This is a genomic window from Comamonas sp. C11 (assembly GCF_024496285.1).
GTDB classification, from domain to species: domain Bacteria; phylum Pseudomonadota; class Gammaproteobacteria; order Burkholderiales; family Burkholderiaceae_C; genus Comamonas; species Comamonas testosteroni_F.
The window spans coordinates 1-22,512 of the sequence record NZ_CP101747.1 but is presented as its reverse complement, the minus strand read 5'-3'; the positions used below and the strand labels follow the sequence as shown (position 1 = coordinate 22,512).

27 protein-coding genes are annotated in these 22,512 nt (G+C 64.1%); 13 read left to right on the top strand and 14 right to left on the bottom strand.

What is annotated here, in order from left to right; all coding sequences use genetic code 11:
• Positions 1-105: 105 nt before the first annotated feature.
• Positions 106-672 (bottom strand): recombinase family protein, encoded by a 567-nt coding sequence (locus NOX35_RS28440; protein WP_003159185.1) that lies wholly within the window; start codon positions 670-672, stop codon positions 106-108.
• A gap of 181 nt (positions 673-853) precedes the next feature.
• On the opposite strand from NOX35_RS28440, the gene NOX35_RS28435 reads away from it, so the two are divergent.
• The 8 genes from NOX35_RS28435 (at position 854) to NOX35_RS28395 (ending at position 6,005) form a co-directional block, all read left to right on the top strand.
• Complete coding sequence (locus NOX35_RS28435) at positions 854-1,105, top strand: AbrB/MazE/SpoVT family DNA-binding domain-containing protein (RefSeq protein WP_003108276.1); 252 nt, start codon at positions 854-856, stop codon at positions 1,103-1,105.
• A complete protein-coding gene (locus NOX35_RS28430; protein ID WP_003159186.1) occupies positions 1,102-1,497 on the top strand; it encodes a type II toxin-antitoxin system VapC family toxin in 396 nt (131 codons plus the stop codon). The genes NOX35_RS28435 and NOX35_RS28430 overlap by 4 nt, the downstream gene beginning before the upstream one ends.
• A gap of 11 nt (positions 1,498-1,508) precedes the next feature.
• A complete protein-coding gene (locus NOX35_RS28425) occupies positions 1,509-2,045 on the top strand; it encodes a hypothetical protein (protein ID WP_003159187.1) in 537 nt (178 codons plus the stop codon).
• A gap of 527 nt (positions 2,046-2,572) precedes the next feature.
• Entirely contained in the window at positions 2,573-3,514 is a 942-nt protein-coding gene (locus NOX35_RS28415; protein WP_113935223.1) for a DNA adenine methylase, read from the top strand.
• A gap of 88 nt (positions 3,515-3,602) precedes the next feature.
• The gene (locus NOX35_RS28410) at positions 3,603-4,724 is read left to right on the top strand and encodes a restriction endonuclease, SacI family (RefSeq protein ID WP_113935231.1); all 1,122 of its coding nucleotides are present in this window, start codon (positions 3,603-3,605) and stop codon (positions 4,722-4,724) included.
• 78 nt (positions 4,725-4,802) lie between these two features.
• Complete coding sequence (locus NOX35_RS28405; RefSeq protein WP_170139981.1) at positions 4,803-5,336, top strand: DNA-3-methyladenine glycosylase; 534 nt, start codon at positions 4,803-4,805, stop codon at positions 5,334-5,336.
• Positions 5,337-5,466: 130 nt separating this feature from the next.
• Positions 5,467-5,643 carry a hypothetical protein gene (locus NOX35_RS28400; protein ID WP_170139980.1) on the top strand — a complete coding sequence of 59 codons (177 nt, stop codon included), beginning with the start codon at positions 5,467-5,469 and terminating at the stop codon, positions 5,641-5,643.
• Complete coding sequence (locus tag NOX35_RS28395) at positions 5,640-6,005, top strand: transcriptional regulator (RefSeq protein ID WP_113935221.1); 366 nt, start codon at positions 5,640-5,642, stop codon at positions 6,003-6,005. The genes NOX35_RS28400 and NOX35_RS28395 overlap by 4 nt, the downstream gene beginning before the upstream one ends.
• 87 nt (positions 6,006-6,092) lie before the next feature.
• Here NOX35_RS28395 and NOX35_RS28390 read toward each other — a convergent pair whose 3' ends face one another.
• From NOX35_RS28390 to traA, 4 genes are all read right to left on the bottom strand, one after another.
• On the bottom strand, positions 6,093-7,013 hold the full coding sequence (locus tag NOX35_RS28390; protein WP_113935220.1) for a S1C family serine protease: 921 nt from the start codon (positions 7,011-7,013) through the stop codon (positions 6,093-6,095).
• Complete coding sequence (locus NOX35_RS28385; RefSeq protein WP_104874799.1) at positions 7,000-7,221, bottom strand: hypothetical protein; 222 nt, start codon at positions 7,219-7,221, stop codon at positions 7,000-7,002. The genes NOX35_RS28390 and NOX35_RS28385 overlap by 14 nt, the downstream gene beginning before the upstream one ends.
• Positions 7,222-7,293: 72 nt before the next feature.
• Positions 7,294-7,665, bottom strand: coding sequence for a hypothetical protein (locus NOX35_RS28380; protein ID WP_079651109.1), 372 nt, complete (start codon positions 7,663-7,665; stop codon positions 7,294-7,296).
• Positions 7,666-7,698: 33 nt separating this feature from the next.
• Positions 7,699-10,962, bottom strand: a complete 3,264-nt coding sequence (traA, locus tag NOX35_RS28375; RefSeq protein WP_104874797.1) for a Ti-type conjugative transfer relaxase TraA — start codon at positions 10,960-10,962, stop codon at positions 7,699-7,701.
• Positions 10,963-11,155: 193 nt separating this feature from the next.
• Here traA and NOX35_RS28370 point away from each other — a divergent pair, with 193 nt between their 5' ends.
• The 4 genes from NOX35_RS28370 to NOX35_RS28355 are packed head-to-tail and all read left to right on the top strand — an operon-like array spanning position 11,156 to position 14,610.
• Positions 11,156-11,407: a TraC family protein gene (locus NOX35_RS28370; RefSeq protein WP_003159123.1), complete on the top strand. Its 252-nt coding sequence runs from the start codon at positions 11,156-11,158 to the stop codon at positions 11,405-11,407.
• A 22-nt stretch (positions 11,408-11,429) separates the two neighbouring features.
• Positions 11,430-11,651, top strand: coding sequence for a conjugal transfer protein TraD (locus tag NOX35_RS28365; protein ID WP_104874796.1), 222 nt, complete (start codon positions 11,430-11,432; stop codon positions 11,649-11,651).
• 32 nt (positions 11,652-11,683) lie between these two features.
• A complete protein-coding gene (locus NOX35_RS28360) occupies positions 11,684-14,206 on the top strand; it encodes a type IV secretory system conjugative DNA transfer family protein (RefSeq protein WP_203457913.1) in 2,523 nt (840 codons plus the stop codon).
• An 11-nt stretch (positions 14,207-14,217) separates the two neighbouring features.
• A complete protein-coding gene (locus NOX35_RS28355; RefSeq protein ID WP_104874794.1) occupies positions 14,218-14,610 on the top strand; it encodes a hypothetical protein in 393 nt (130 codons plus the stop codon).
• 84 nt (positions 14,611-14,694) lie between these two features.
• Here the strand turns inward: NOX35_RS28355 and NOX35_RS28350 are convergent, their stop codons facing one another.
• From NOX35_RS28350 to chrA, 4 genes are all read right to left on the bottom strand, one after another.
• A complete protein-coding gene (locus tag NOX35_RS28350) occupies positions 14,695-15,159 on the bottom strand; it encodes a thermonuclease family protein (protein ID WP_104874793.1) in 465 nt (154 codons plus the stop codon).
• On the bottom strand, positions 15,159-15,851 hold the full coding sequence (locus tag NOX35_RS28345) for a DNA-binding protein (protein ID WP_104874792.1): 693 nt from the start codon (positions 15,849-15,851) through the stop codon (positions 15,159-15,161). Before NOX35_RS28345 ends, NOX35_RS28350 begins: the two co-directional genes overlap by 1 nt.
• Before the next feature lie 405 nt (positions 15,852-16,256).
• Positions 16,257-16,562 carry a PadR family transcriptional regulator gene (locus NOX35_RS28340; protein ID WP_256497106.1) on the bottom strand — a complete coding sequence of 102 codons (306 nt, stop codon included), beginning with the start codon at positions 16,560-16,562 and terminating at the stop codon, positions 16,257-16,259.
• A 10-nt stretch (positions 16,563-16,572) separates the two neighbouring features.
• The gene (gene chrA, locus NOX35_RS28335) at positions 16,573-17,778 is read right to left on the bottom strand and encodes a chromate efflux transporter (RefSeq protein ID WP_256497105.1); all 1,206 of its coding nucleotides are present in this window, start codon (positions 17,776-17,778) and stop codon (positions 16,573-16,575) included.
• An 83-nt stretch (positions 17,779-17,861) separates the two neighbouring features.
• Between chrA and NOX35_RS28330 the strand changes: the two genes are divergently transcribed.
• Positions 17,862-18,644, top strand: a complete 783-nt coding sequence (locus NOX35_RS28330; protein WP_256497104.1) for a TSUP family transporter — start codon at positions 17,862-17,864, stop codon at positions 18,642-18,644.
• Positions 18,645-19,464: 820 nt separating this feature from the next.
• Here the strand turns inward: NOX35_RS28330 and NOX35_RS28325 are convergent.
• The 5 genes from NOX35_RS28325 to NOX35_RS28305 all read right to left on the bottom strand — a co-directional run bounded on the left by NOX35_RS28325 (position 19,465) and on the right by NOX35_RS28305 (position 22,512).
• A complete protein-coding gene (locus tag NOX35_RS28325) occupies positions 19,465-20,481 on the bottom strand; it encodes a replication protein RepA (protein ID WP_104874791.1) in 1,017 nt (338 codons plus the stop codon).
• 53 nt (positions 20,482-20,534) lie between these two features.
• Entirely contained in the window at positions 20,535-20,759 is a 225-nt protein-coding gene (locus NOX35_RS28320; protein WP_003159117.1) for a plasmid partition protein ParG, read from the bottom strand.
• 20 nt (positions 20,760-20,779) lie between these two features.
• Positions 20,780-21,412, bottom strand: a complete 633-nt coding sequence (parA, locus tag NOX35_RS28315) for a ParA family partition ATPase (protein WP_034008291.1) — start codon at positions 21,410-21,412, stop codon at positions 20,780-20,782.
• A gap of 81 nt (positions 21,413-21,493) precedes the next feature.
• Positions 21,494-21,787 (bottom strand): hypothetical protein, encoded by a 294-nt coding sequence (locus tag NOX35_RS28310; protein WP_170139983.1) that lies wholly within the window; start codon positions 21,785-21,787, stop codon positions 21,494-21,496.
• Complete coding sequence (locus NOX35_RS28305; RefSeq protein WP_113935230.1) at positions 21,784-22,512, bottom strand: recombinase family protein; 729 nt, start codon at positions 22,510-22,512, stop codon at positions 21,784-21,786. Before NOX35_RS28305 ends, NOX35_RS28310 begins: the two co-directional genes overlap by 4 nt.

Genomic DNA, 22,512 nt, shown 5'->3' with positions numbered 1-22,512 from the left:
GTCGGTTCCTTTGGGCATACTCAAACGCGCCCATGCTAAACCGACTGGCTCATTTCCGAAAGCGCAACTTATATTGTCATTTTCAGAAGACGACTGCACGGAATATCAGGAGTCGGCTGCACTGGTGGATTGCAGCGCGGTGTACAGGGCCGTCTTGCTCACCTTGAGCCGTGTAGCGGCCTCTCGGACATTAAGCCCGTTGGCGATGTGCTCCCGCGCTCGCTGCAACTTGTCGGCGGTGACAACCGGCTTTCGCCCGCCCTTCCTCCCACGAGCGGCGGCGGCAGTCAACCCGGCCTTGGTGCGCTCGCGGATCAAGTCGCGCTCGAACTGGCCCAGCGCGCCGAACACGTGGAAGATGAGCCGCCCGCCTGGCGTGGTGGTGTCGATGGCTTCCGTCAGAGAACGGAAGCCGACGCCTCGCGCTTCCAGCGCGCCTATCGTTTCGATTAGGTGCGGCATAGAGCGCCCGAGCCGATCCAGCCGCCAGACGGCCAGCACGTCGCCGTCGCGCAGGTAGGCCAGCGCATCAGCCAAGCCGGGGCGGTCGGCCTTGGCCCCGGAAGCCGTGTCCTCGAAAACGCGCTCGCAGCCTGCCTTGCGTAGCGCATCCGTCTGCAAGGCGGTGTCCTGTTCCGCCGTCGATACCCGCGCATAGCCGATCAGTGCCATTTGCCGCCTCTCTTGTCCGTCATTCCGTCCGCCTATCTTAATGTCCGACAACCCGTTGTGCAATAACTTTGCTGGACAGTGTCCGGCATGGCCGACTAATGATCGTTTGACGGACATTGACGGTAAGGCATTTTTGCATTACTATGTGAAGCATCAACCTTGATTGCGAGGGCAAACCACCATGACCACATTGACCGTTACCGCACGGGGACAAGTGACGTTTCGGAAGGACGTACTGCAACACCTCGGCATCAGGCCAGGCGACAAGATCGAGCTGGACTTGTTGCCAGACGGTCGGGGCGTGCTCAAGGCGGCACGGCCCGCAGGGACGATAGCCAGCTTTGTCGGCCTGCTCGCGGGCAAGACGCAGAAGGTTGCCACCATCGAAGAAATCAACGAGGCGGCGGCGCAAGGCTGGGCAGGTAAGCAATGAAGGTCGCAGTCGATACCAACGTCCTTGTGCGTGCGGTTGTGCGTGACGATCCCGCACAAGCGGACGTTGCCGCCGCAGTCTTGACCGACGCCGAGTTGATCGCGGTCGCGCTGCCGTGCCTATGCGAATTTGTTTGGGTGCTGCTGCGTGTCTACGGCTTCCAGCAAGCCGACGCGGCCAGCGCGATCCGGGCACTACTGGCCGCCGCGAATGTGGAAGTGAACCGGCCTGCCGTGGAGGCTGGCTTGCTGGTGCTCGACGCGGGCGGAGACTTTGCCGATGGCGTCATTGCCTACGAAGGCAACTGGCTTGGCGGGGAAACCTTCGTTTCCTTCGATAAGAAGGCGGTGGCACTTCTCACGGCGCAAGGGCAATCAACGCGCCTTTTGTGACGGACATGAGCATGAACGAATTCCGCCGACTGGCCGCGAAGATCGACCAACACATGCAGCAGCTTGCCGCCCAGGGTGTCAGCGAGGCCCATGCCATCATCAATCGCATGATGGGGTACGGGCCTGACCTGCACAGGATTTGGGTCGGCACATCCGATCAGCAGCTCATGGCGCTGTCCCGCGAGTTCCCAGGGTTCTACCGCTACGCCCGCATCATGGAAGAGGCATCCGAAGCCGAGCGCCGCAAGGCTTCGCGGCCCTATGACGGCATGGCCGAGTTCTCCGAACAGCACAAGCAAATGGGCGCGCAACTGCTGACCACGGCGGCCACGCTTGAGCGTGGCTACCAGGCGTTTCGTGCGAGCGGCAGTCTCCAAGACTTCCGGCCTCAGCTCGACGAGCTGGGCCGCCTGCATCGGCAATGGCTGTCCGACCTGGAAGCCTTCAAAGACTCGCTGCGCACGCAGGGCGCAGAACCCAAGGTGCTGGAATACGTGAACGAGGCTTTCGGCCGCCTGGCCGAGCGCATCAAGCAGCTTGCCGGTTGATCGCCGGAATTTTCGGCGGTTCCGGCTTTGTCGCGCCGTGCACAAGAGTTCTGAGCAATTCCGATCTCTCGCGGCGCTTCGTGCATAGAACTTCTGACCGTTCCCGGTCAGAAGTTCTATGCACACACGGCGGCCAGCCCAGTGAACTGGTGCAGTCGCCTTCTGAAAACGACATATATGCGCCTGGGTCAATGGCCCGGCCTCAATGCGCCGCCGCTAGGCTAAAAGGGCAGGGTATGGCCGCACTTTTTGGATACACAAACGTGTATCCATGAGATACTGTCGCCTTATGTCGAGCAAAGACGTTGGCCTGCGTATCCGTGTTGAAAGGGAACTCCGAGAGGCGTTCCAAGGGGCCTGTCTGGCTGAAAACCGGAATGCGTCGGAAGTGCTGCGCGAGTTCATGCAGGCGTTCGCCGACAGGCACCAAGGTGGCTTACAACCGGATATGTTCGCGGCACCGGCAGCCAGAAAGCCACGTCAATCAACGAGATCGGGCCCGGGCCCGACGGCAGGAGAAGCAACAGATGACTAAGGCAGTGCAAGCCGCTAAGCGTGGCCGAGGGGTATCCCCGATCTATCTGGACGAGGATGATCAACCAGAGCAATCAAATGTCATCTACATGCGCGGCCGTCGTCGTCGCCGCATTGTCTTTGGCTGGTATGGTGGGAAGTTCTCGCATCTCGATTGGCTGCTGCCGTTGTTGCCGAAGTGCCATCATTATTGCGAACCGTTCGCGGGGTCTGGTGCCGTTCTCATCAATCGTGAGCCTGCACCCGTTGAGACTTACAACGACATAGACGGCGATGTGGTGAACTTCTTTCGGGTTCTTCGTGATCGTCACGAGGAGCTGATTAGGGCCATCGCCTTGACGCCATTTTCCCGCGAGGAGTACCACCGGGCGATTTATGGCAGCACAAACGGTATCAGTGATGTGGAGCGGGCAAGACGGTTTTATATCAAAGCCCGTCAGACCCGCACCGGGCTTGCTCAAACCGCATCCCTTGGCCGTTGGGCAAATTGCAAAGATACAAGCCGGGCGGGTATGTCCGGTGTTGTCTCGCGCTGGCTTGGTGGCGTGGATGCGCTGGACGAAATCGCCCAACGACTTATCCGGGTGCAGATCGAAAACCGCCCCGCCGTTGATGTGATCCGTTTGTATGACAGCCCCAAGACGCTTTTCTATTGTGACCCGCCCTATCTGCATGCCACACGCGGCGACGCTAAGGCTTACGGCTTCGAGATGGACGAGGGCCAGCATCGGGAATTTGCCGAAGTGGTCAATGAGTGCAAAGGCATGGTGGCTGTGTCTGGGTATGACCACCCGCTGATGGACGAGCTATTCAAGCCGGGACGTTGGTTCAAGACCCAAGGCCCGGACAAGACTATTCACTCGACCAAGGGAAAACGGTCAGAAGTCCTTTGGACGAACTACGATCCCAAGAATCAGAAAGGGTTGTTTGAATGAGGGCCGCTGACGCATGGGGTATCAATACCACCCCGACGACATGCACATTTTCCGGGCTGTCGCGGCCACAAAAGCAAAGGGAGTTTCGATGACACCAGAAGAAATATTACAAGGCATCCAGCAGCGGGCCGCCGCTACGTTGAATGCTTCTGTCGTCACTGACCCAGTAATCCGTGAGCGTGTCGATTACGTCTGCCGCTGCATGAGTAACCGAGCAGGGGTGCGGCTGCTCATGTCATGCCTGTTGGGGAAGCTGGACAAGCCGAACGTCGATCCACGCAAGCCCTATACCGAGATTGGGGGGGCTGACAGTTTTTCCGGGCGAACCTATGACGAACGCTACCTGACCAAGTTCATCAACGAACACCGGCTGCCGGTCAATCCGACAACCGCCTTTCTGACCCCGACGCTACGCAATATCGACCATGCACTGACCACCGACCGGGAGCTTGTCGGCAGGCCGCGTGACCTCTACAAAAAGACGCTTGAGCTACTGGAAGATGTGGCCTTGCAGCGCATCCCCGCTGACGTGCTGTTTGTGGAAACCGTGCGCGTTCTGATGCTGCTGCGCGACGAGAAGCTGGCCCGCATGGCTTCACTGTTGGATGCCTTGGATCGTACCGAGGGCGCATTGCCTCTTTCATCGGAGGCCATCGTCACACTAATAAGCCAGCACCTTGCCTGCAAGAACGCCAGCCGCTTGCCGGTGCTGGTTGTCGCAGCCGCCTACGAGGCCGCAGGGGCGCGACTGTCTGAAAGCATGTTGCCCCTGAACTCGCACAATGCCGCCGATCTTCAAACTGGATCATTGGGCGACGTGGAAATCTGTTTGATGGGCGAGGATTCGGTTGTCACCGCCTACGAAATGAAGATGAAGCGTGTCACTCAAGACGACATCGACGCGGCAGTTACCAAGATAGCTAGGTCGCCGAACAAGATTCACAACTACCTGTTTGTCACCACGGATGTGATCGACCCACTTGTGGCCGAGTACGCCGCGACGTTCTACGAGAAAACGGATGGCACCGAGATTGCCATTCTCGATTGCATCGGGTTCTTGCGGCACTTCCTGCACCTGTTCCATCGTATCCGGGCGGATTACCTCAACGCCTACCAGACGCTGGTCTTGAATGAACCGGATTCGGCAGTCAGCCAGACTCTGAAAGAGGCGTTTCTGGCGCTGCGACAGGCCGCAGAAAGCGGCGAGTGATTCAGCATGGGGCAGGTGCGAATATCAAATTGGGCCGCTCAGGACGCGGAGCGGCACTTGCGCCAGTCGTGCAGAGTCATGGCGCGGCTGATTGTCGAGCATGGCCCCTGCCCTCTTGCTAATCTTGAGTTTCGGCCATTTCAGACGTTAGCCAATTCGATCATCAGTCAGCAGCTATCAGCCAAGGCCGCCGACACGATAGAGCGCCGAGTGCAGGCTATCGTACCCGGCTTCACTCCTGCCGAGTTTCTGGCAGTCCAGCCCGAGGCTCTACGGGCTGCCGGGCTTTCATCGGCCAAGGCTCGCTACATCCTTGAACTGGCTCAGCGTGTTAGCGATGGGCGGCTGAACCTAGAGGCAATGCAGGAAGCGCCAGATGCGGACGTTATCGCTGCACTGGTGGATCTTCCCGGCATCGGTCAATGGACGGCGGAAATGTTCCTGATCTTCGGCCTTCGCAGGCCGGACGTTTTGTCTTTGGGGGACGCCGGTTTGCAGCGAGCGGCCCGATTGCTGTTTGGGGATGATGCCGAGCTAGAGCATGTCGGGCAGGTGTGGCAACCTTTTTGTTCGGTAGCATCGTGGTATTTGTGGCGGCATTTGGACGCTTAGTCTCGTTATAGCCTCTGCTGCTTGGCCGTTTCGTCCACCGTCGGACTGCCCTGGTAATTTGGGAGTGCGAAACACGCGACCCGCAGCGCCTCGCCGCGCTGGCGGCGAGTATCAAAGAGAAGGGAAACGCATGAGCGAAAAGAACGTCACCATCAGCGCCGCCATTCCTGCGAACGTGAAGGCCGAAGCGGCCGCCGTCGCGGCAGCGCACGGCATGAGCCTGGCCGCGCTGCTGCGCGAGCTGCTGGCCCGCGTAGCCGCCCGTGACGCCGAAACGCTGGCCTGGCTCGATGAGGCTCGCCGATGACCGACCCGAAAAACCTGGAAAGCTGGCTGCATGAGAAGGCCGGCCCGGCCTATGACGCATTGAAGGCCGACCCGGCCCGCGCCATCACGCCTGACCAGGTGCGCCGCACGCTCGATGAGCTGCTGGCCGAAGCCGAAGCATCCGGCCAGTGTCCATTGCCGCCGGAACAACGCGAATGGGTGGATGCGCCGGCGGTCGGCCGTGAAGTGCTGACGCCCTATGACCCGGCCGAGTGCCTGACCAGTGCCGAGGCCGTGGCCGCATTCCTGGCCGACGCCGAAGCTACGGCCGACCCGGCCTATATCCAGCACGCCTGCGAAGTCGCGGCGCGGGCCAGGGCCATGCACGGCCTGGACGGGTAGGGCTGGCCAGCATCGCCATTTCTGACGGTGCAGGCCCGGAAGCGAAAAGGGCGGCGACCTGGCCGCCCTTGCTGTTCCTGGTTGCCTCTACAAGCCCGCCACGGCCAAGGCGCGGCCGATGGGCACGGCCTGGGTGAATGGCCCGGCGCTGTGGCTCACAAGGCCCACGGCCTCGCCCCGGCCATTGACGACAACGCCGCCGGAGTTGCCGCCCGCTATGGGCGCGTCGATCTGCAACATGCCCGCCGCGCCAATCAGGCCGCCGACCTGGCCGTGACGGCTGACGATGCCCGCGCTCATGGAGAAGTCCAAGCCCTTCGGGGAGCCGATCGCGGCGATGGCCTGGCCTTGGCGTGGCAGGGCGGGGGCCACGCGCACCGGCTGGCCCGGCTCGCCGTCGATCAGCAGCGCGGCCACGTCGCGCACATGGTCGATGCGCGCCACGCGGGCGCTGCGCCATTCCCCGCTTGCCAGCTTCACCCGCACGCCCTCGATGCCGGCCAGGACGTGCGCGGCCGTCAGCGCCGTGCGGCCGTCGCCGACAAGGAAGCCCGCGCCCAGCGTCACCCATTCGCGTTCCTGGTCGGCCTTCGCCCATTCGTGTTGCCAGGCCCGGTAACGGGTCAGCAGCTCGGTTGCCAGGTTGGTTTGAACGCCAGGGACAAGCCATGCCCGGTTACGGCTGCCGTCGCCCTTGGCGCGCTCGATAACGGCCACCATGACAACGGACGGCATCACCTGGCCGGCCACAGCCGCCCAATCGGCGGCGGCAGGGTAGGGGCGGGCGTCCAGCGCCACGCCTTCGCCGGCGGCGCTGCGGGCGCTGTCGGTCTTGGCGTGCGCCTGATGCTTGCTCCACTCGTCGTCATCAAGACGCTTCTGCGCGGCCGCGATGGCGTTCACGTTCGCCTGCGTGGTGGCAAGGGCATAGCCGCCCGAGGCCAGGCCGACACCGGCCAGGACGTAGGCCGCCAGGGCAGCGCGCCGCCAGGATTCAACGCTGCCCATGCTCCGCGCCCTCCTGGTCGTGGTTGAGGCCGCGCATTTGCAGGCGCTGGCCGGTGTCGTCGCCGATCTGCAAAACCTTGATGTGCTGCTCATAGGCCGCCTGGAACATCCAGCCGGCCCCGGCCAGGCCGATGACGGCGGCCGCGAAGGTCACGCGGTATTTCGTTAGCTCGCGGCGGGCGCCGCCGGTAACATTGGTTTCAGCCATGATTTCATCCCTCTGTCGGATGGGGTTGTGGTTAGGCGCCTGGGCCGGTTGCCGCCGCCCTGGCGCCGCCTTTCAGCGGCTAAAGCTGCGGGACTGCTCCCGGTCGCGCGCCGCCTTCTCCTTGAACCGTTCGGCGATCTCGCGGGCGCGGGCCTGCTTCACCTGGTCGCCGTTCTCGTTGTCCCGGTTTAATTCCTTTGCCAGCGTCTTTGCCTGCTGGCCGTTGATCTCGTTCAGCTCGACTTTCTGGCTGGCGTCCAGCTCGAAGCCCTGGCCCTGCTGGCCTTGCTTCTGCTCGGCCTCGATGGCCTGGGACTGCTGCGCGGCCGCCTGGCCGTGGCGTTCCAGCCGCTCAAGATCTTTCGCCTCGCGCCGCTGCTGCGCCTGCTCGATCTGCTTGGCGTAGCCCTGGGCCAGCTCGTCGTTCGTCGGTTCTGTGCTCATGGTGCGTGCTCCTGGTTGGTTGAAAACGGCGCGTCACCGGCTCAAACCGCCGTTGCCGCGTTCCTGCTCGCGCTGCCGCTGCCGGCTGCGCTCGATCTCCTTCGGGTCGCGTGCATACCTGTCGGCAAGCTCGCGCTGCATCTTGTCCAGCTCGACGGCCTGGCGCTCCTTCGGCAGAGCGTTGAACCGCTCGATGCGCTCGCGCAGCTCGGCCGGCAGCTCGCGCCAGGCGCTCGGGTTGCGGTCGGTGTAGCCCGCAAAGCCCGCCTGCCGCTTCACGGCCAGCGCCTTGAACTGGTCGGCCTCTCGCTTGGCGTACATCTCGGCCCGCTTGCGGTCTTGCTCGCTGACCTGGACGGCCGCAGGGCGCTCCGGCTCGGCCTTGGCCTGGGACGGCTGCGCCAGGCCCGCAAAGGCCCTCTGCTGGCCTTCCTGCATGATCGCGGCCGCATGGTGCCGGGGGTCTTTCCCGGCCGCCTGGAACTCCTGGGCGACGGCAAGCTGTGCCTTCGCCACGTCCAGCGCCAAGCCGCCGCCGGCCGCCTCGGCACGCTCGACGCCAGCGCGGAACCCGGCCAGCGGGTCGGGGGCCGGGCGCTCGGCCTGGGGCCGCTGCGGCGCTGCCGGCTGCTCGATCTGCTGCGGCCGCTGCACGGCCGGACGGCCGGCAATGTCGGTCGCGGGCATGAGGTCGGGGCGGCCGTGGCGCTCCAAGCTGCGGCGCATGGCGCGCTGCATCTTCCCGGCCAGCTCGGCCACCTTGGCCCGGCCGCGTTCGAGCCAGCGGCGCATGACGTTCTCGCCGTCGAAGCCGCGCCGGTCGGCAAAGTCCAGCGTGCTTTCCTTCGGCCGCTCGCGGCCCAGCACCTGGGCCAGCTTCCCGGCGGCCAGCTCGGCCGCGCCGCGAACGTGCCAAGTGTTGCGCTCGGCCGTGGTGCCATCCGGCAGGCGCACGGTTTGCGAACCGCCGTGCTCCAAGCCGATGCGGTCGCCGCGCTGCGCGCCGCTGGCGGCAATGGCGCGCTCAAGATCGACGCCCCAAATGGTGTGCCGCTCGCCCTTGTCGTTCTCCAGGGTGGCAAAGTAGCTCGGCCGGTTCTCCGGCTTGTTCTCGTAGGGCGCTGCGCCGTGATCGACCAGCCGCCCGGCCCGCCGGTCGGTGAAGTCGTCCGCCCCGGCAAACAGGGTAGCGGCCTCGCGGTGCCGGGTCATGCCGACATAGGCCAGGCTCCTATCCATGCCGGGGGTCGCCAGCAGGTAAGCCCTATCGACGGTGACGCCCTGGGCCTTGTGAATCGTGACTGCATAGCCGTGATCGACGGCCGCATATTGGGACGCCTGCACCTGGCGCGCTTCGCCGCTGTCCAGCCGAACGGCCAGGCTGCCATCCTCGGCCCGCTCGACGGTGCCAAGGGTGCCGTTCTTCACGCCTAGATCGCGGTCGTTTTTCAGGAACACGATGCGGTCGCCGGCGGCGAACTCGCGGCCGCCGCGCTCGGTCACGAACCGGGCGGAACCGGCCAGCTCGCCGCGCTCCTTCCGGGCATCGCGCACGGCCTGGTTAAGCGCCTGAACGTCCGCATTGGAATGGGCAAGGATGATCTGGCTTCCCTTGCCCTGGTCGCCGACATAGGACGCCGCCAGGGCGTCGCGCGCTGCCTCCCGGCTGCCGTGGATTTGGACGTGGCCGCGCTCGGCGTAGGCCGCCAGGCCATCGGCCACGGAACCCCGCGCAAGCTGCTGGCCGGCCTCGCGCATCCAGGCGTGTTTCTGCCGGCGCACCTCGGTAATTTCGGCCGCTCCGACGTGCTGCACGACGGCACGAAACGCCGCGCCTGCCTCGATGGCGGCAAGCTGCTTGTCATCGCCCAGCAGGACGACTTTTGCCCCGGCCTGCTCGGCGGCTTTCAGCACGCGGCCAAGCTGGCGGCTGCCTATCATGCCCGCCTCGTCGATCACGAGAACATCGCGGGAAGTGAGCTTGTCCTTTCCGTTCTTCCACGCAAATTCAAGACTGGCGAGCGTGCGGCTTTCGATGCCGCTGCCAGCCTGCAATTCGTCGGCCGCCTTGCCTGCCAGCGCCGCGCCTCGCACGTTGAAGCCCTGGGCCTGCCACGCCTCGCGGGCTATCTTCATGGAGAAGGATTTGCCCGTGCCGGCGTCGCCGATGACAACGGCCAGGCTGCCCGGCTTGAGAACGTGCCGGACAGCGTTTTGCTGCTCGGCCGACAGGGTGCCCGCGCCATCAATCGCGGCGTTCGTGATCGGGCCGGAAACGCCATGCCGTCCGGTGCGCGCCAGGCGCTCGGCGCACTCCACCATGCCGCGCTCAGTCTCGATCATTTCGCGGGTGGAGAACTTCGCCGGATCGCGGCCGTTCGCCGGTTCCATCTCGACCAGCAGCGGCGAGTTTTCCAGCTTGGCAAGCAAGCCCTGGAACTGCCCGGCGTCGTCAATGTAGCGGTTCAGCTCGGCGGCAATGTCGCGGCGCGTGAATACGGCCTGCGTCGCCGTGATCTTGTCTAGGATGATCTCCGGCCGCTCGGCGATCTGCCGCGCCTGCTCCTGCCGGTCGGCGTTGTGAATGTCGATGCGGTCGGCTTCCAGGCCGCGCCTATCCATCGCCACGGCGTCGCTGCCGATGTGCTTGGTTGGCGTCAGCTCAACGCCTTGATCCGCATAGCTGCGGTGGTCGATACGGGCGCTGATTCCGGCCCGCTCCAATGCCTCGTTTGTCAGCTCCGCCCACTCGCGGCGGATGTCGGTAATGTCGCCCTGGCTGGTGCCAGGAATGCCCGCCTTCTGCCTGTCCTTGTTCGCCAGCTCGATGACGGCCTTAGCGCCTAGCGCTCCATCCGCGCCAATGGTGCGCGTGGTCGCCAGCATGTGAACGTGGAAATTGCGGTCGTCGCCTTCCCTGTCCGGGGCGTGGATGCACACATCCACGGCCACGCCGTAGCGGTCGGCGATAGCCTGCCCCATGCGCGTTGCAAGCTCGCGCCGGTCGGCTTCGTTCAGCTCGTGCGGCAGGGCCGCCCGCCACTCGCGGGCCACTCGCGCATCCTTGCGCTTCTCGGCGGCCTCGGCGGCATTCCACAAGGCGGCGCGCTCGGGAACCGGAACGCCTGCGGGCGTGACGATCTCGGCCGACAGGACGCCGCCTTTCCGGGTGAAGTCGAACACTTCCCCGGTGCGCTCATCTACCAGCTTCGACGCGGATCGATAGGCGGCAGCAGCCACGGCGCTATGCCCGGCCGCCCGTCCTATCGTGTGCGTGTTCAGATGGTAGATCGCCATTTCTTCCCTTGGCGTTTTAGCCGCTAAAAAGGGGTGCCGGGGTATCCCCGGCCGTATGAGGGTTGCGCAGCAACCCGTAAGTGCGCATTTCGCTTCGCTGCATGACTATACCAGCGCCGTGCCTTCCCCGCCAGCGTCGCAAGGTGCTAACATCACGCGGGCATAACCCGCAATCACGAAAGGAGCTGTAACGATGGCACGAAAGACCCTATCCGAACGCAAGGCCGACAAGCTGGCCGAGCTGAACCGCATCAAGGCTGAACTGGCCGAACTCGAAAGCAAGGCCGCCGAACGCATCGGCAAGATTGCGATTGCCGCCGGTCTTGGCGATCTCGACATCGATGACGCCGCCATGCGGAAGGAGTTTGAGGCTATCGCCTCGAAATTTCGCAAAGGCGAAACCCAGCAAGCTGCTCCGGCTCCGGCAGCGCCTGGCACGAACTGACCGCGATTTGGGACGCCTTCGGATGAACGCCAGGAGAGAGGATGCACGCCGCAAGATTCAGCTTGGCGGCTTGGTCATCAAGTCCGGCATGGCGGACTATCCGGCTTCCGTGATCCTGGGCGCTTTGACCCTCGCGGCCGGCGCGCTCAAAGGGCCGAACGCTGACGCCGCCAAAGCGCGCTTTGAGGCGGCCGGCGATGAGGCTTTTTCCGATGATGGAGAGGACGGCGGCAACCGTTCCTAGCCGTCAATTTCTACCTGACAGAGAGGTGAAGTATGATGGATTTTGAAGCTCTAGCAGCGCGATTGTGGGCCGCCGTGGTGGCGGTGTTTTTCGGCGTGTTCTGCCTGTCTCTGGCGACAACGGCGCACGCCCGCGTTTTCCCCGAATGCAACCCGGCGGCCGAAGCCGGAAAGCTCTACGGCGCGGCCGACGCTGACGCCTGGGTGAAGCGCATTTGTGACGCGCAGGAATCGACCTACCGGACGTGGGAAGCGAACCTGCAAAAGCTCGACATTGGGCAGCAGGATTTGGCGATGGCGACGAACGCCGGAGACTGGAACGCCTACCGCGCCAAGTGGGCCGAATTGCTGCCAGTCTTGAAGGAAATGGAAGCGGCCGCGCTGGCGAGCCGGAACGCCGCTGGCGCGGCGAACATCCTCAGCCTGTACCGCGCCGACCTCGGCCTTTTCTTGCAGAACGCGGGCCTGGGAACGGCGGCGAATCTGGACGAGTTCAGCGCCCGGATTTCCGGCGGCCTGGACGGCGAACGGCCAGCGGCGGCGGCAACGGCTGGCGTCAATGTCGTGCAGCAATCCGTGACGCGGGGCGTTGAGTTCGTGAAGGGGCTGGCGGCTGCGGAAGGCGACAAGGTTCTAGCGGAGTATCGCGGCCAGGTCGAGCAGAAGGCAGCGACGCGCCGGGAGGAGCTTTCCGGCAATACGGCAAGCGGCTATTTCGGCGGGTTCGCCCGGCGCATCACCGAGGTTTGGGGCATCTTCTTCTTCGTCCTGTTCGTGCTGATGCTCGGCGCGGTCGTGGTGGCCGTGAAGCGCAAGCAAAACCCGGTCACGCTGGCTGGCGCGGCCGCCCTCGCCTACCTGCTGCCGGGGTCGGCAATGGTGCTGGCGTTCGTGCTGGTTCCGTTCCTGCCGTCCTGGGCCATGATCGCGGCAACCCTGGTCGGCACCTATGCCATGTATGCGCAAGGCGGCCGCATCTGCGGCGCGCTGGCGTCCAAGCTCGGCGAAGGCTCCACCCTGGGCCATCGGCTGCGCGTCCTGGGGGCCTGGCTGGACAACCTGCGGGCCGGTTTGCAGGGCGAACCGGGCGGCGCTGCCAGCATCGGCGCGGCCGCTGTTCAGGCCGCTTCCGCGCCCGGCGCGCAGCCGGTCACGCATGGGTCGGCCAGGTGGGGCACGGTCGCGGAAATCCGCCAGGCCGGGCACCTGGTCGCGCCCGGCAAGCCCGCCGGTTTCGCCCTGGGCCGGGTGGCCGATGCGCCCGCCGGCCTCGATCAGCGTTTCCGCTTTACCGGCCACGTCGTGACGGTCGCCCCGACCGGCTCCGGCAAGGGCATTGGCGCGGTAATTCCGAACCTCCTTGACTATCCCGGCTCGGCCCTGGTGCTCGACGTGAAGGGCGAAAACGCGGCCGTGACGGCTCGCGCCCGCCGCGAGCTGGGGCATAAGGTTTTCGTGGTCGATCCGTTCGGCGTGACCAAGGGCGAGGCGCACGCCTTCAACCTGCTGGATCGCCTCGATACGAGTGACCCGGAATGCGTCGGTGAATCGGCCGTGCTGGCTGACTGCCTGGTGATTCCAGACCCGAAGGGGCAGGCGCACTTCGACGAGTCGGCCCGGACGCTGCTGCAAGGGCTGATGCTGCACGTTGCCGGCCTGGATGAAGGCCGGCGCAATCTGCCCGAAGTGCGGCGCATCCTGACCGCCGGCGAGGAAGTGCTTTTTGAGACCCTGGCCGAAATGGCCGCCGACGAAAAGGCCGCTTTCGGCCTTCCGGCGCGGGCGGCAAACACCATCATGGGGATGCCCGACCGTGAACGCGGCTCGGTGATTTCCACGGCGCAGAAGAGCACGGCCTTTATGGATGATCCACGGATCGCGGCGGCCGTGTCGCGCTCCGATTTCAACCTGGCGAACATGAAGGCCGAACTGATGACGGTCTACATGGTGCTGCCCGCCAACAAGATCGGCCCCAATGCCCGCTTTGTCCGGGCCTTCATCGGCTCCGTGATCGCGGCCATCACGTCGAGCACCACGCAACCCATGCACCGGGTCGCCTTCCTGCTCGATGAGTTCGGCCAGCTCGGCTACATGAAGCAGATCGAGGACGCGGTTAGCCTGATGCGCGGCTACGGCCTAGCCTTCTGGGTGTTCATCCAGGACTTGAGCCAGTTGAAGGGCGTCTATCCGAAGTGGCAAACCTTCCTGGCGAACAGCGCCAAGTCGTTCTTTGGCACGGACGACTACGACACGGCCAAGTACATCAGCGACAGCCTGGGCAAAGCCACGATTGAGTTTGAGACGGAGAACACCGGCCGCAACAGCGGCGCCGGCGTTTCCGGCGGTGGCGGTTCCCTGAACCGGGGCAAGTCCAGCGGCTCAAGCCAGCAGTTCGCCGGCCGCGAGCTGCTGACGCCGGATGAGGTCATGCGCCTGGGGCCGGAAAAGCCCATCGTGCTGGTGAAGGGCGAATATCCCTACCTGCTCGACCGGCTGAACTACCTGGCCGATCCCGAGTATGCCGGGCGGTTCGATGCGAACCCCTACCATAGCTGACGGGCGCGGCCATGTGGGTTTTCGTCGTCATCGGTTATCTGCTGCTGGTCGGCCTGGCCGCCTGGTTCGGCTGCGGCGCGGTGATGACGGTCGCCGCCGGCGGCTTCGTCCTGGCCGTGGCGCTCTGGCTGCTCGACGGCCTGCTGGCCGATCTGCTGCGCGGGCCGCTGCGGTGGCTCGCCAAGCCCTTCCGGGCGCTGGCCTCGGCCCTGGGCGTTTTGATCGTGCTGCCGTTCGTGCCAGGTATTTTCCTGGGGTCGTTCCTGCTCGAACTGTTCCGCCGGCGGCAGCGCCTGGCGGAACCCGGCCGACCTGCCCCGGCCACTCCGATGCAGGCCGCAGGCCGACGCACGGCGGACGTGATCGACCTAGCGGCCTTCCGGCGGCGGCGCGGCGGCCAGTAGTTTTTCAGCGGCTAAAGCCGCCCCTCAAGTGTCAATATCAGCCCGATTGATGCAATGTTTTTAACATTAAAAACAGTGCATTTCCTATCGTTTCGCCCTGTATTCCCACGGCGGAACCGGCGCAGGATCGCTCCATAGGCCCCGCCGGGCCGCCCTCGCCTCGTCCTGGATCGCGTAGAGGCTCCGGTCGGTCGCATAGCGGTCGAAAACCCATGCCATGCCGCGCCGCACCTGTTCGGCGTTGGCGTCAATGCCCGCGCAGCTCACGCGGCCAATGGTGCGGCCGTAGCGGTCGCGCCCGCCGTCCTCGATGGCGGCATCCCGGCCGTAGCAAAGATCGGAAAGCGATTGCTTCGACCGCTGGCCGAAGGGCTGCCGCTTTTCGGGCGCGTCGATCTCGGCAAGCCGGATACGGTGCTGCTGTCGGCTGGCGTCCAGAATGGTGAGCGTGTCGCCATCGGCGACGGCCACCACCCGGCCGCGCAGCTCGCCGGCGTGGGCGGTTGTCGCCGCCAGGATGACCGCGAACGCGGCCAGCCCTGCCCGCATCACTTGCGCCCCTTCGGCTTGTCCTGGTCGGCCGCCGGCTGGATGCGGGCCAGCAGTGCGGCGTTCTGTTCCTGGTGCGCCGTGAGCTGCCCGGCCAGGCGCGCGGCTTCCTCGCGGACGCCTGCCAGTTCCTCGCGCGCCTGCTCGGCGTCTTGGTGCGCCCTGTCCAGCTCCGTGCGCAGCTCGCCGGCGCGGCGCTCGATCTCCTGGGCGCGGGCCTCGGCGGTGTGCGCCTGTTCCTGGGCGGCGGCCAGTTGGCCGCGCAGCTCGTCGGCTTCGCCGCGTGCGGCCGCTTCGGCGGCCTCGATGGACGCCAGACGGGATTGCAGGGCTTCCACGTCGCCGGCCAGTTTGTCGGCCAGCTCGGTTGCCTCGTTGCGGTCGGCTTCCAGCTCGGCGCGGGCCTTCTCCAGCCCTTCCCGCTCAGCGGCAAGCCGGGCGTTCGCCAGGTCGAGGGCGATTGTCCATAGATCGCTGCCAAGCTCGGCCAGGCGGTCGGCGACGGCCTGGGGCGCAGGCTCGCGTAGGGGCGCGGCCGCCGTGACCTGGCGGGCCTTCCATTCGTTCAGGGCCGGGCTGATCGTCGTATAGCTGCCGCCGGTGATCTTGCGGATGGCCTCAAGCGTCGGGCGCTGACCGCTGGCGGCCAGCTCGTCGGCGGCGGAAAAAATCTGCTCTTTCGTGACTGCCATAGCGGTTGCTCCTGTATGAAATGTAGCGTTGTAGTAGGTTGTATAATACTACTACATACTACAATTTACAAGTCTACAGCGGAATACTACGCGCCGGGCCTGGGTCAGCCCGGCCGGGAGCGCGGCGGGATCGAAATTTGGCCCTGTGCGGGCCGTGGTGGCGTTTTCCGGGGTCGGTAGCACCTTGCCCTACCCTTGCCCGGTTCCGGGCCTCCTGGGCGCTCCTGGGGTCGTCTCAGAAAACGGAAAATAAAGCACGCTAGCGGTTGGCGTGTCAGGTTGAAGTCTGAGAAGTCGGGCGTAGAACGTCAGACAAGGCCGAAATGGCCCTAATCTGACGCGATGTAGGTGGAGTGCCTGACGCCCGGTTGAGGCATAGCTCAATCTGACGCCAATACACAAAGCTCAGTGACCCTCAATAAGTTCACCAAACAGTTCCCTGACTTTTGTCTTCGCATCTGCTAGCGCAATCCGGCCTTGCTCGGTAATCTCGTAGACGCGCCGCTCTCGCCGCCCAGTACGCTCGTGACGAGAAGTCAGATAACCTTTTTTTTCCAGCCCATGCAGCATCGGATACAGCGTTCCGGCACTCATCTCGTATCCGTGATGCCGTAGCTCTTCAATGATGCCGAGTCCGAAGACCGGTTCCTCGGCTGCATGGTGCAGGATGTGCAGACGGATCAGGCCGCCGTAGAGGTCTTTATCGGTCACAGCCACGGTCTCATAGAACAGCACTCAGCAACCAGCCCGCCGTTCCGCTACCGATGACGACCAGCCAGGGCGGGAGCTTCCAGAACATCAGCGCGACAAGCGCCACCACAGCCAGCCCGAAGTCTTGCGGCTTGAAAATGGCACTCATCCATACCGGCTGATAAAGCGCAGCCAGCAAGATACCAACCACCGCCGCATTGACCCCGGCTAACGCCGCTTGCGTGCGCATGCTGTGGCGCAGCCGCTCCCAAAACGGCAAGGCACCGACGACCAGCAGAAAAGACGGCGCAAATATCGCCAAAAGGCAGATCAGTCCGCCGAGCCAGCCCGAAGGCGTTGTGCTCATGGACGCCCCGAGGAACGCAGCAAAAGTGAACAAGGGGCCAGGCACCGCCTGCGTTGCGCCGTATCCGGCAAGGAAAGCTTCATTGCTGACCCAGCCGGAGGGCACGACCTCTGCTTGCAGCAAGGGCAGCACGACGTGGCCCCCGCCAAAAACCAGTGACCCGGCGCGAAAGAAGGCATCCACCATCGCCAGGGTTTGACCCGGCATCAGTTGCGCCAACACCGGCAGGCCGACCAGCAAAGCAAAAAATAGTGTCAACCAGATCACGCCGGCACGGTGGCTGACCGTGATTGGCAGCGGATCGTGTACGCCGTCCTGAGTCGGCTTGAACAGCAGCAGTCCGATGATGCCAGCAGCAGCAATCACGCCGATCTGCCCCCATGCGGACGGCACCAGCAGAACGACACAGGTAGCAATCGCCATGATGGTGACACGCGGCACGTCAGTACAGAGGTTGCGTGCCATGCCCCATACCGCTTGGGCGACGACCGCGACTGCCACCACTTTCAGACCGTGCAGCGCTCCTGGCGATATGGCATCGCCGTAGTTGGAAATGCCCAGCGCGAACAGGATTAAGGCAACGGCTGAAGGCAGTGTGAAGCCTGCCCAGGCGGCCAGCGCCCCGGCGTAGCCCGACCGGGACAGGCCCAATGCGATACCGACTTGACTGCTTGCAGGCCCCGGCAGGAATTGGCACAGCGCCACCAAATCTGCATAGCTGCGCTCGGACAACCAGCGCCGCCGCGTGACGAACTCATCGCGAAAGTAGCCCAAGTGCGCGATGGGGCCGCCGAAAGAGGTCAGCCCAAGGCGCAGAAAGATGAGAAAAACAGACCACGGGTTGCGGTCGCCAGTGTGCGGGTTGGTCATAGGTTCTTTTGATTTCAATTGAGATCGGTTCATAATAATCGAATGTCGATACTGAAATTCGATTATTTGACGGAGGATTAAAAATGGAACTTGTCTTGATTGGCGTCTCGGCGCTATTAGTCTCTGGCCTGACACTTTTCTCAGGCTTCGGCCTTGGGACAGTTCTGATGCCGGTTTTTGCGCTGTTCTTTCCGTTGCCGCTGGCTATCGCAGCCACCGCTGTTGTGCATTTCGCCAACAACATTTTCAAGTTCGGCTTGATGGCCAAGCAGGCCGACTGGCGGGTGGTGGCACGCTTCAGCGTGCCTGCCGCTATCGCCGCCTTGGCGGGGGCAAGTCTCATCAATCTGTTCGACAAGATGCCAGTCATTGCGAGTTACACCGTTGGTGGATCGACGTTCGAGATCACCATGATCAAAGCCGTCATAGGCTCCCTGATCGTGGCATTCGCCCTCCTGGAGTTGTCACCCCGCTTTCAGGCACTGGCGTTCCCGCCGAGTTGGCTTCCGCTGGGAGGTGCGCTGTCCGGTTTCTTCGGCGGCTTGTCGGGGAACCAAGGCGCACTGCGCTCGGCCTTCCTGTTGAAAAGTGGCCTGTCGAAAGAGGCTTTCGTCGCTACAGGCGTCGTTTCAGCCGTCATCGTCGATGCTGCGCGATTGGTGGTTTATGGCGCTAGTTTCATGGCGAGTAACTTTGCTCAATCGCAGGAACTACTCGCGCCTGTTGCGGTGGGCACGATCTGCGCTTTCATCGGTTCATTCATGGGCAAGCGCATGCTTCAGAAAGTGACGCTGCGCACTGTGCAGATCGTGGTGGCTGCGGCAATGCTGCTGATCGGTGTTGGATTGGCGGCCGGTCTGGTCTAACTCTGTTCGAGAGAGACGAGTTTTTGGGCTTAGCGTGCTTTATTTTCCGTTTTCTGAGACGCCCCCCTCCTGCGCGGCTTGGCCGTGGTTCCGGGCCTGCCTCGTCTGGAATGACGATGCTGGCCAGCTCGGCCGCTTGGCTGCTGGCCCTTCTCTTGGCGTTCAACCTGCGGCCTTTCCGCCCGCGCTGTCGCTCGATGTGAGGCACGGCCTCGGCAAGCCGCTTTTCCCTGCTAAACCGCTTTTTGCGGCCTTTCAGCGGGCACGGCGCTGGATGAGGGTGCAGGCGGTGGAGTTGCCACCGGCGCGGCGTGCCGCGCCTTGGTAAGCCGCCTGGCCGTAGGCCAGCACGATAGCCGGAGGGGGAGCCGGCGAAGCCGGGGGAACCCCGGAGGGGTGCCCCGCCGAAGGCGCAGGCCGGTGCCGTAGGCGACGGGGCGGAGGGCCGAAGGCCCGGAGGGTAGGCGCGCCCGTAGGGCGCTACGGCGTTTCGGTTCGCGCTGTCGGTTGAGTTTTCCACTGATTTGGCCTGCCAATTACAGGCAAATATTTATAGGAAAACTTAAAGGCTTAACCGTACCGGTTTAGGGGGGGTCTGATCTAACGACCCTGGGGGGGTCTGATCTATCGGAGAAAACAGGGGGTGGGGGGGTCTGATCTATCGGAGCGGGGGGGTCTGATCTATCGTGGATAAGTGCGGCTATCCACAGGGTTTATCCCCAAGATTGGCCGCCAGGAGGGGGCATCGGCCAGAAACGACGCGGCCGCCTTGATCGGGCGGCCAGTGTGCTGCGTGTGGGGGGGTCTGATCTATCGGAGTTTAGCTAAACTTCCCGCCGTTCTTAGGGGCAATGGGCGGCGGGGAGCCAAGCAACAGCAGGCCACCAGTGACGGGCTTCACCTTCGCTTGCGGATAGACGGTCAGCACCTTCTTGAGTGCCGGCACAAACTTCTTCTTGAAGTCCTTGTCTGCATCCTTCCCGGTGTATTCCTGGGCGAACTGCTCCCGCAGGGACTTCCAGTGCAGCGTTACGCCCCTGCCCTCGATGCGGTGCAGTCGGTGAGCCAGCCAGGTGTAAACGTCCAGCGCAAGCGCGGAACCTTTCAGGGCCATCAGGGCGCGATTGTCCAGCGGTACGGCGCTATCCATCAGCGAGTTGAAATAGCCCTCTGATAGAACCATCGTGCCGGGCCAAAGCGATTTCTGCTGCGCGTCGCCATTCGCCAGCCAGGCATCGAACTGTTCGACGGGTTGGCCGTTGTAGGTGCGCCCCTTGAATCCAAGTTGCAGGCGGCAAGCGGCCAGGGCGTGCATTTGACGGCGCAAGGTGGTGTAACGCGCTCCCTGGTCATCCATGCCCATGAGCCGCAAGAACTCGGCCGCGCTGTCACCGATGGGGATTTCCCGCGTGTTGTCGCGCTTGGCGTAGCTGGACACCCAAGCAAGGGCCAGGCGTGGCATGACGCCATAGGGGATAGGTTGCAGCACCGGCCCCCTGCCCTCGTCCAGATAGCCGGCCTGCACATTGACCCAGGCCGCGCCGGACTGCCGCATGAACTCGCGTCCATCGACCTTCGAGCGAGGCAAACCGACCTGGCACAGCACGGCATGGGTGAAAGCCATGTCCTCGCCGCTCGGCGGGTTGGTGGCGATCTCTGCGCCGGCCTCGATCAACTTCTGGTCTTGCTCGGTCAGGATGATGCCGGCCGGGGTGATCTTGGCCCCGGCGCGGGGCTTCCTGGTCTTGTCCCCTGCCTTGGCCTGCGCCTTCACGATCAGGCCGCCCAAAATGTCGCCGATCTGCTGCGCCTCCTGTCCGTCTCGCTTCTTGGTCATGGTGCCGCCCCTTTAGCCACTAAAATTCAAATGAGTAAATATGCTTTTGAGCGTCAATCCGGCAGACTGGCGACATACTCGGACAGCACATCTTTGATGCTCTTGCCCTGCTTCGTGGCGTAGATTTTCAGCTTTGCGTGCTGTTCGGCGGGTAGCTCGAAATTGACGCGCTTCATGCCGCCGGCGTCGTCGGCCAGGCTGGCAAGGGTCGCGGCCCTTGCCTTGTCGGTGCGTGCGCTCGGGCGGCCGGCGGTGAGTGCGGTTGTGGGCTTGCTCATTTTTTCATTTCCTCAAAAGCTCAATTGAGTTTCTGTTTGATCTCGGCGGCCAGGGCGCGAACCTCGGCCGCTGCATCGCCGTCCGGCTCGGATTCAAGAACGGTCGTGCCAGCGGCGGCGGTGCCGGGATAGCTCACGCGCTGCGTGATGCGGGCATCAAGAATGGGCAGTGCGTAGCCGGCCAGCGCGTCGGCAACCTCGCCGCCAATGCGGGTGCCCTTGATCGCCCTGGATACCACGAAAGCCGCTTGCAGCTTCCCGTCCGTGACTTCGATACGCTGCTTGACCAGCTCCACAAGGTCGGCCGTGGCCCAAATGTCGTAGGGCGATGGCTGCACCGGAATCAGCACGAAGTCGGCCGCCTTGATGGCCGACACGGCCAGGTCGGCCGCCTGGGGCGCTCCGTCGATCACGACGAAATCCACTTTGCGGGCCACGTTCTTCACGTCCCGGTCAATGGTTGGTCGGTCTATGCCGACCACGGTTAGCGGTTGATCTTCCCGCACGGCGGCCCAATCGCGGGCGCTGCCCTGGGGGTCGGAATCGACAAGCAACACGTCCGCGCCGTCGAGTTGCAGGGCGCGGGCTAGGTGCGTGGCGATGGTGGTCTTTCCTGAACCGCCCTTCTGGTTCAGCACGGCAATGACTTTCATGCGCTCTCCTGGTGGTCATGCAAATGATAATTTACTCATTGCATCATAACACAATGAGCGAATGAGTAAAGGTGTTTTCCATCATTTCCCCATGCTTTCCCATAGCGCCCGATAGGCTGCCTCATCGTCGGTCGGCTCGCGGTCGAGCTGTTCCAGCAGCCAGGCCGCGCCGGCGGCCATCGCCTCGTCGTGGTCGAGGTAGCGGCCATCGAGCGCGCCATACATGCCGCCCTGCCTGGTCGTCACTTCCCACGCCTGGCCGTCATGGGTGCGGCACACGGCATAGGCGAAGTAATCCCCCTTGGCGTCCATCTCGTCATGGGCGGCTTGCAGCTCCGGCCGAAGCGGGGGCAGGGGATGGTGTCCGTTTCTCATGCCTTCATGCCCTCCTGGTTGGCGGCCGCCAGCGCGTCGGCCTCGGTCAATGCGTCCTCGCGGAAAGCGCCCATGCGGGCGGCCTCGGCCTGGCTCACTTCGGCCGCCCATATCCGTTTCACCTGGGACGGGCTGCACCCGGCCAGCTCGGCCGTCCTGGTGATGCTGTGGCCGGAGCGGCGCAGGGCGATGACCTGGGCGCGGCGCTTCGGGTCGGCGCGTCGGCCGCGATACTTGCCGGCGTCTTTCGCCAGCTCGATGCCCTGGCGCTGGCGTTCGCGCCTGTCCTCGTAGTCGTCGCGGGCCATCTGCAAGGCCAGGCGCAAAAGCATGGCCTGCACGGCTTCCAGCACGATCTTGGCGACGCCCTCGGCCTCGGCGGCCAGGTCGGATAGATCGACTACGCCAGGGACGGCCAGGCGTGCGCCCTTGGCCTGTATTGACGCAATCAGGCGCTCGGCCTCGGGCAGCGGCAAGCGGCTGATGCGGTCGATCTTCTCGGCAATGACCACCTCGCCGGGCTGTAGGTCGGCAATCATCCGCAGCAGCTCGGGCCGGTCGGCGCGTGCGCCGCTGGCCTTCTCGCGGTAGATGCCGGCGACGTAGTAACCGGCGGCCTTCGCGGCCGTGATGATTCCTTCCTGGCGTTCCAAGTCCTGCGCGTCGGTGCTGACGCGCAGATACACCCGCGCCACCATCGGCGCGGCCGTGGCCTTCTGCTTCAT

Coding starts and splice junctions, on each gene's coding strand:
- NOX35_RS28440 (WP_003159185.1), bottom strand. CDS start 672: ATGGCACTGATCGGCTATGCGCGGGTATCGACGGCGGAACAGGACACC.
- NOX35_RS28435 (WP_003108276.1), top strand. CDS start 854: ATGACCACATTGACCGTTACCGCACGGGGACAAGTGACGTTTCGGAAG.
- NOX35_RS28430 (WP_003159186.1), top strand. CDS start 1,102: ATGAAGGTCGCAGTCGATACCAACGTCCTTGTGCGTGCGGTTGTGCGT.
- NOX35_RS28425 (WP_003159187.1), top strand. CDS start 1,509: ATGAACGAATTCCGCCGACTGGCCGCGAAGATCGACCAACACATGCAG.
- NOX35_RS28415 (WP_113935223.1), top strand. CDS start 2,573: ATGACTAAGGCAGTGCAAGCCGCTAAGCGTGGCCGAGGGGTATCCCCG.
- NOX35_RS28410 (WP_113935231.1), top strand. CDS start 3,603: ATGACACCAGAAGAAATATTACAAGGCATCCAGCAGCGGGCCGCCGCT.
- NOX35_RS28405 (WP_170139981.1), top strand. CDS start 4,803: ATGGCGCGGCTGATTGTCGAGCATGGCCCCTGCCCTCTTGCTAATCTT.
- NOX35_RS28400 (WP_170139980.1), top strand. CDS start 5,467: ATGAGCGAAAAGAACGTCACCATCAGCGCCGCCATTCCTGCGAACGTG.
- NOX35_RS28395 (WP_113935221.1), top strand. CDS start 5,640: ATGACCGACCCGAAAAACCTGGAAAGCTGGCTGCATGAGAAGGCCGGC.
- NOX35_RS28390 (WP_113935220.1), bottom strand. CDS start 7,013: ATGGGCAGCGTTGAATCCTGGCGGCGCGCTGCCCTGGCGGCCTACGTC.
- NOX35_RS28385 (WP_104874799.1), bottom strand. CDS start 7,221: ATGGCTGAAACCAATGTTACCGGCGGCGCCCGCCGCGAGCTAACGAAA.
- NOX35_RS28380 (WP_079651109.1), bottom strand. CDS start 7,665: ATGAGCACAGAACCGACGAACGACGAGCTGGCCCAGGGCTACGCCAAG.
- traA (WP_104874797.1), bottom strand. CDS start 10,962: ATGGCGATCTACCATCTGAACACGCACACGATAGGACGGGCGGCCGGG.
- NOX35_RS28370 (WP_003159123.1), top strand. CDS start 11,156: ATGGCACGAAAGACCCTATCCGAACGCAAGGCCGACAAGCTGGCCGAG.
- NOX35_RS28365 (WP_104874796.1), top strand. CDS start 11,430: ATGAACGCCAGGAGAGAGGATGCACGCCGCAAGATTCAGCTTGGCGGC.
- NOX35_RS28360 (WP_203457913.1), top strand. CDS start 11,684: ATGATGGATTTTGAAGCTCTAGCAGCGCGATTGTGGGCCGCCGTGGTG.
- NOX35_RS28355 (WP_104874794.1), top strand. CDS start 14,218: ATGTGGGTTTTCGTCGTCATCGGTTATCTGCTGCTGGTCGGCCTGGCC.
- NOX35_RS28350 (WP_104874793.1), bottom strand. CDS start 15,159: ATGCGGGCAGGGCTGGCCGCGTTCGCGGTCATCCTGGCGGCGACAACC.
- NOX35_RS28345 (WP_104874792.1), bottom strand. CDS start 15,851: ATGGCAGTCACGAAAGAGCAGATTTTTTCCGCCGCCGACGAGCTGGCC.
- chrA (WP_256497105.1), bottom strand. CDS start 17,778: ATGACCAACCCGCACACTGGCGACCGCAACCCGTGGTCTGTTTTTCTC.
- NOX35_RS28330 (WP_256497104.1), top strand. CDS start 17,862: ATGGAACTTGTCTTGATTGGCGTCTCGGCGCTATTAGTCTCTGGCCTG.
- NOX35_RS28325 (WP_104874791.1), bottom strand. CDS start 20,481: ATGACCAAGAAGCGAGACGGACAGGAGGCGCAGCAGATCGGCGACATT.
- NOX35_RS28320 (WP_003159117.1), bottom strand. CDS start 20,759: ATGAGCAAGCCCACAACCGCACTCACCGCCGGCCGCCCGAGCGCACGC.
- parA (WP_034008291.1), bottom strand. CDS start 21,412: ATGAAAGTCATTGCCGTGCTGAACCAGAAGGGCGGTTCAGGAAAGACC.
- NOX35_RS28310 (WP_170139983.1), bottom strand. CDS start 21,787: ATGAGAAACGGACACCATCCCCTGCCCCCGCTTCGGCCGGAGCTGCAA.
- NOX35_RS28305 (WP_113935230.1), bottom strand. CDS start 22,512: ATGAAGCAGAAGGCCACGGCCGCGCCGATGGTGGCGCGGGTGTATCTG.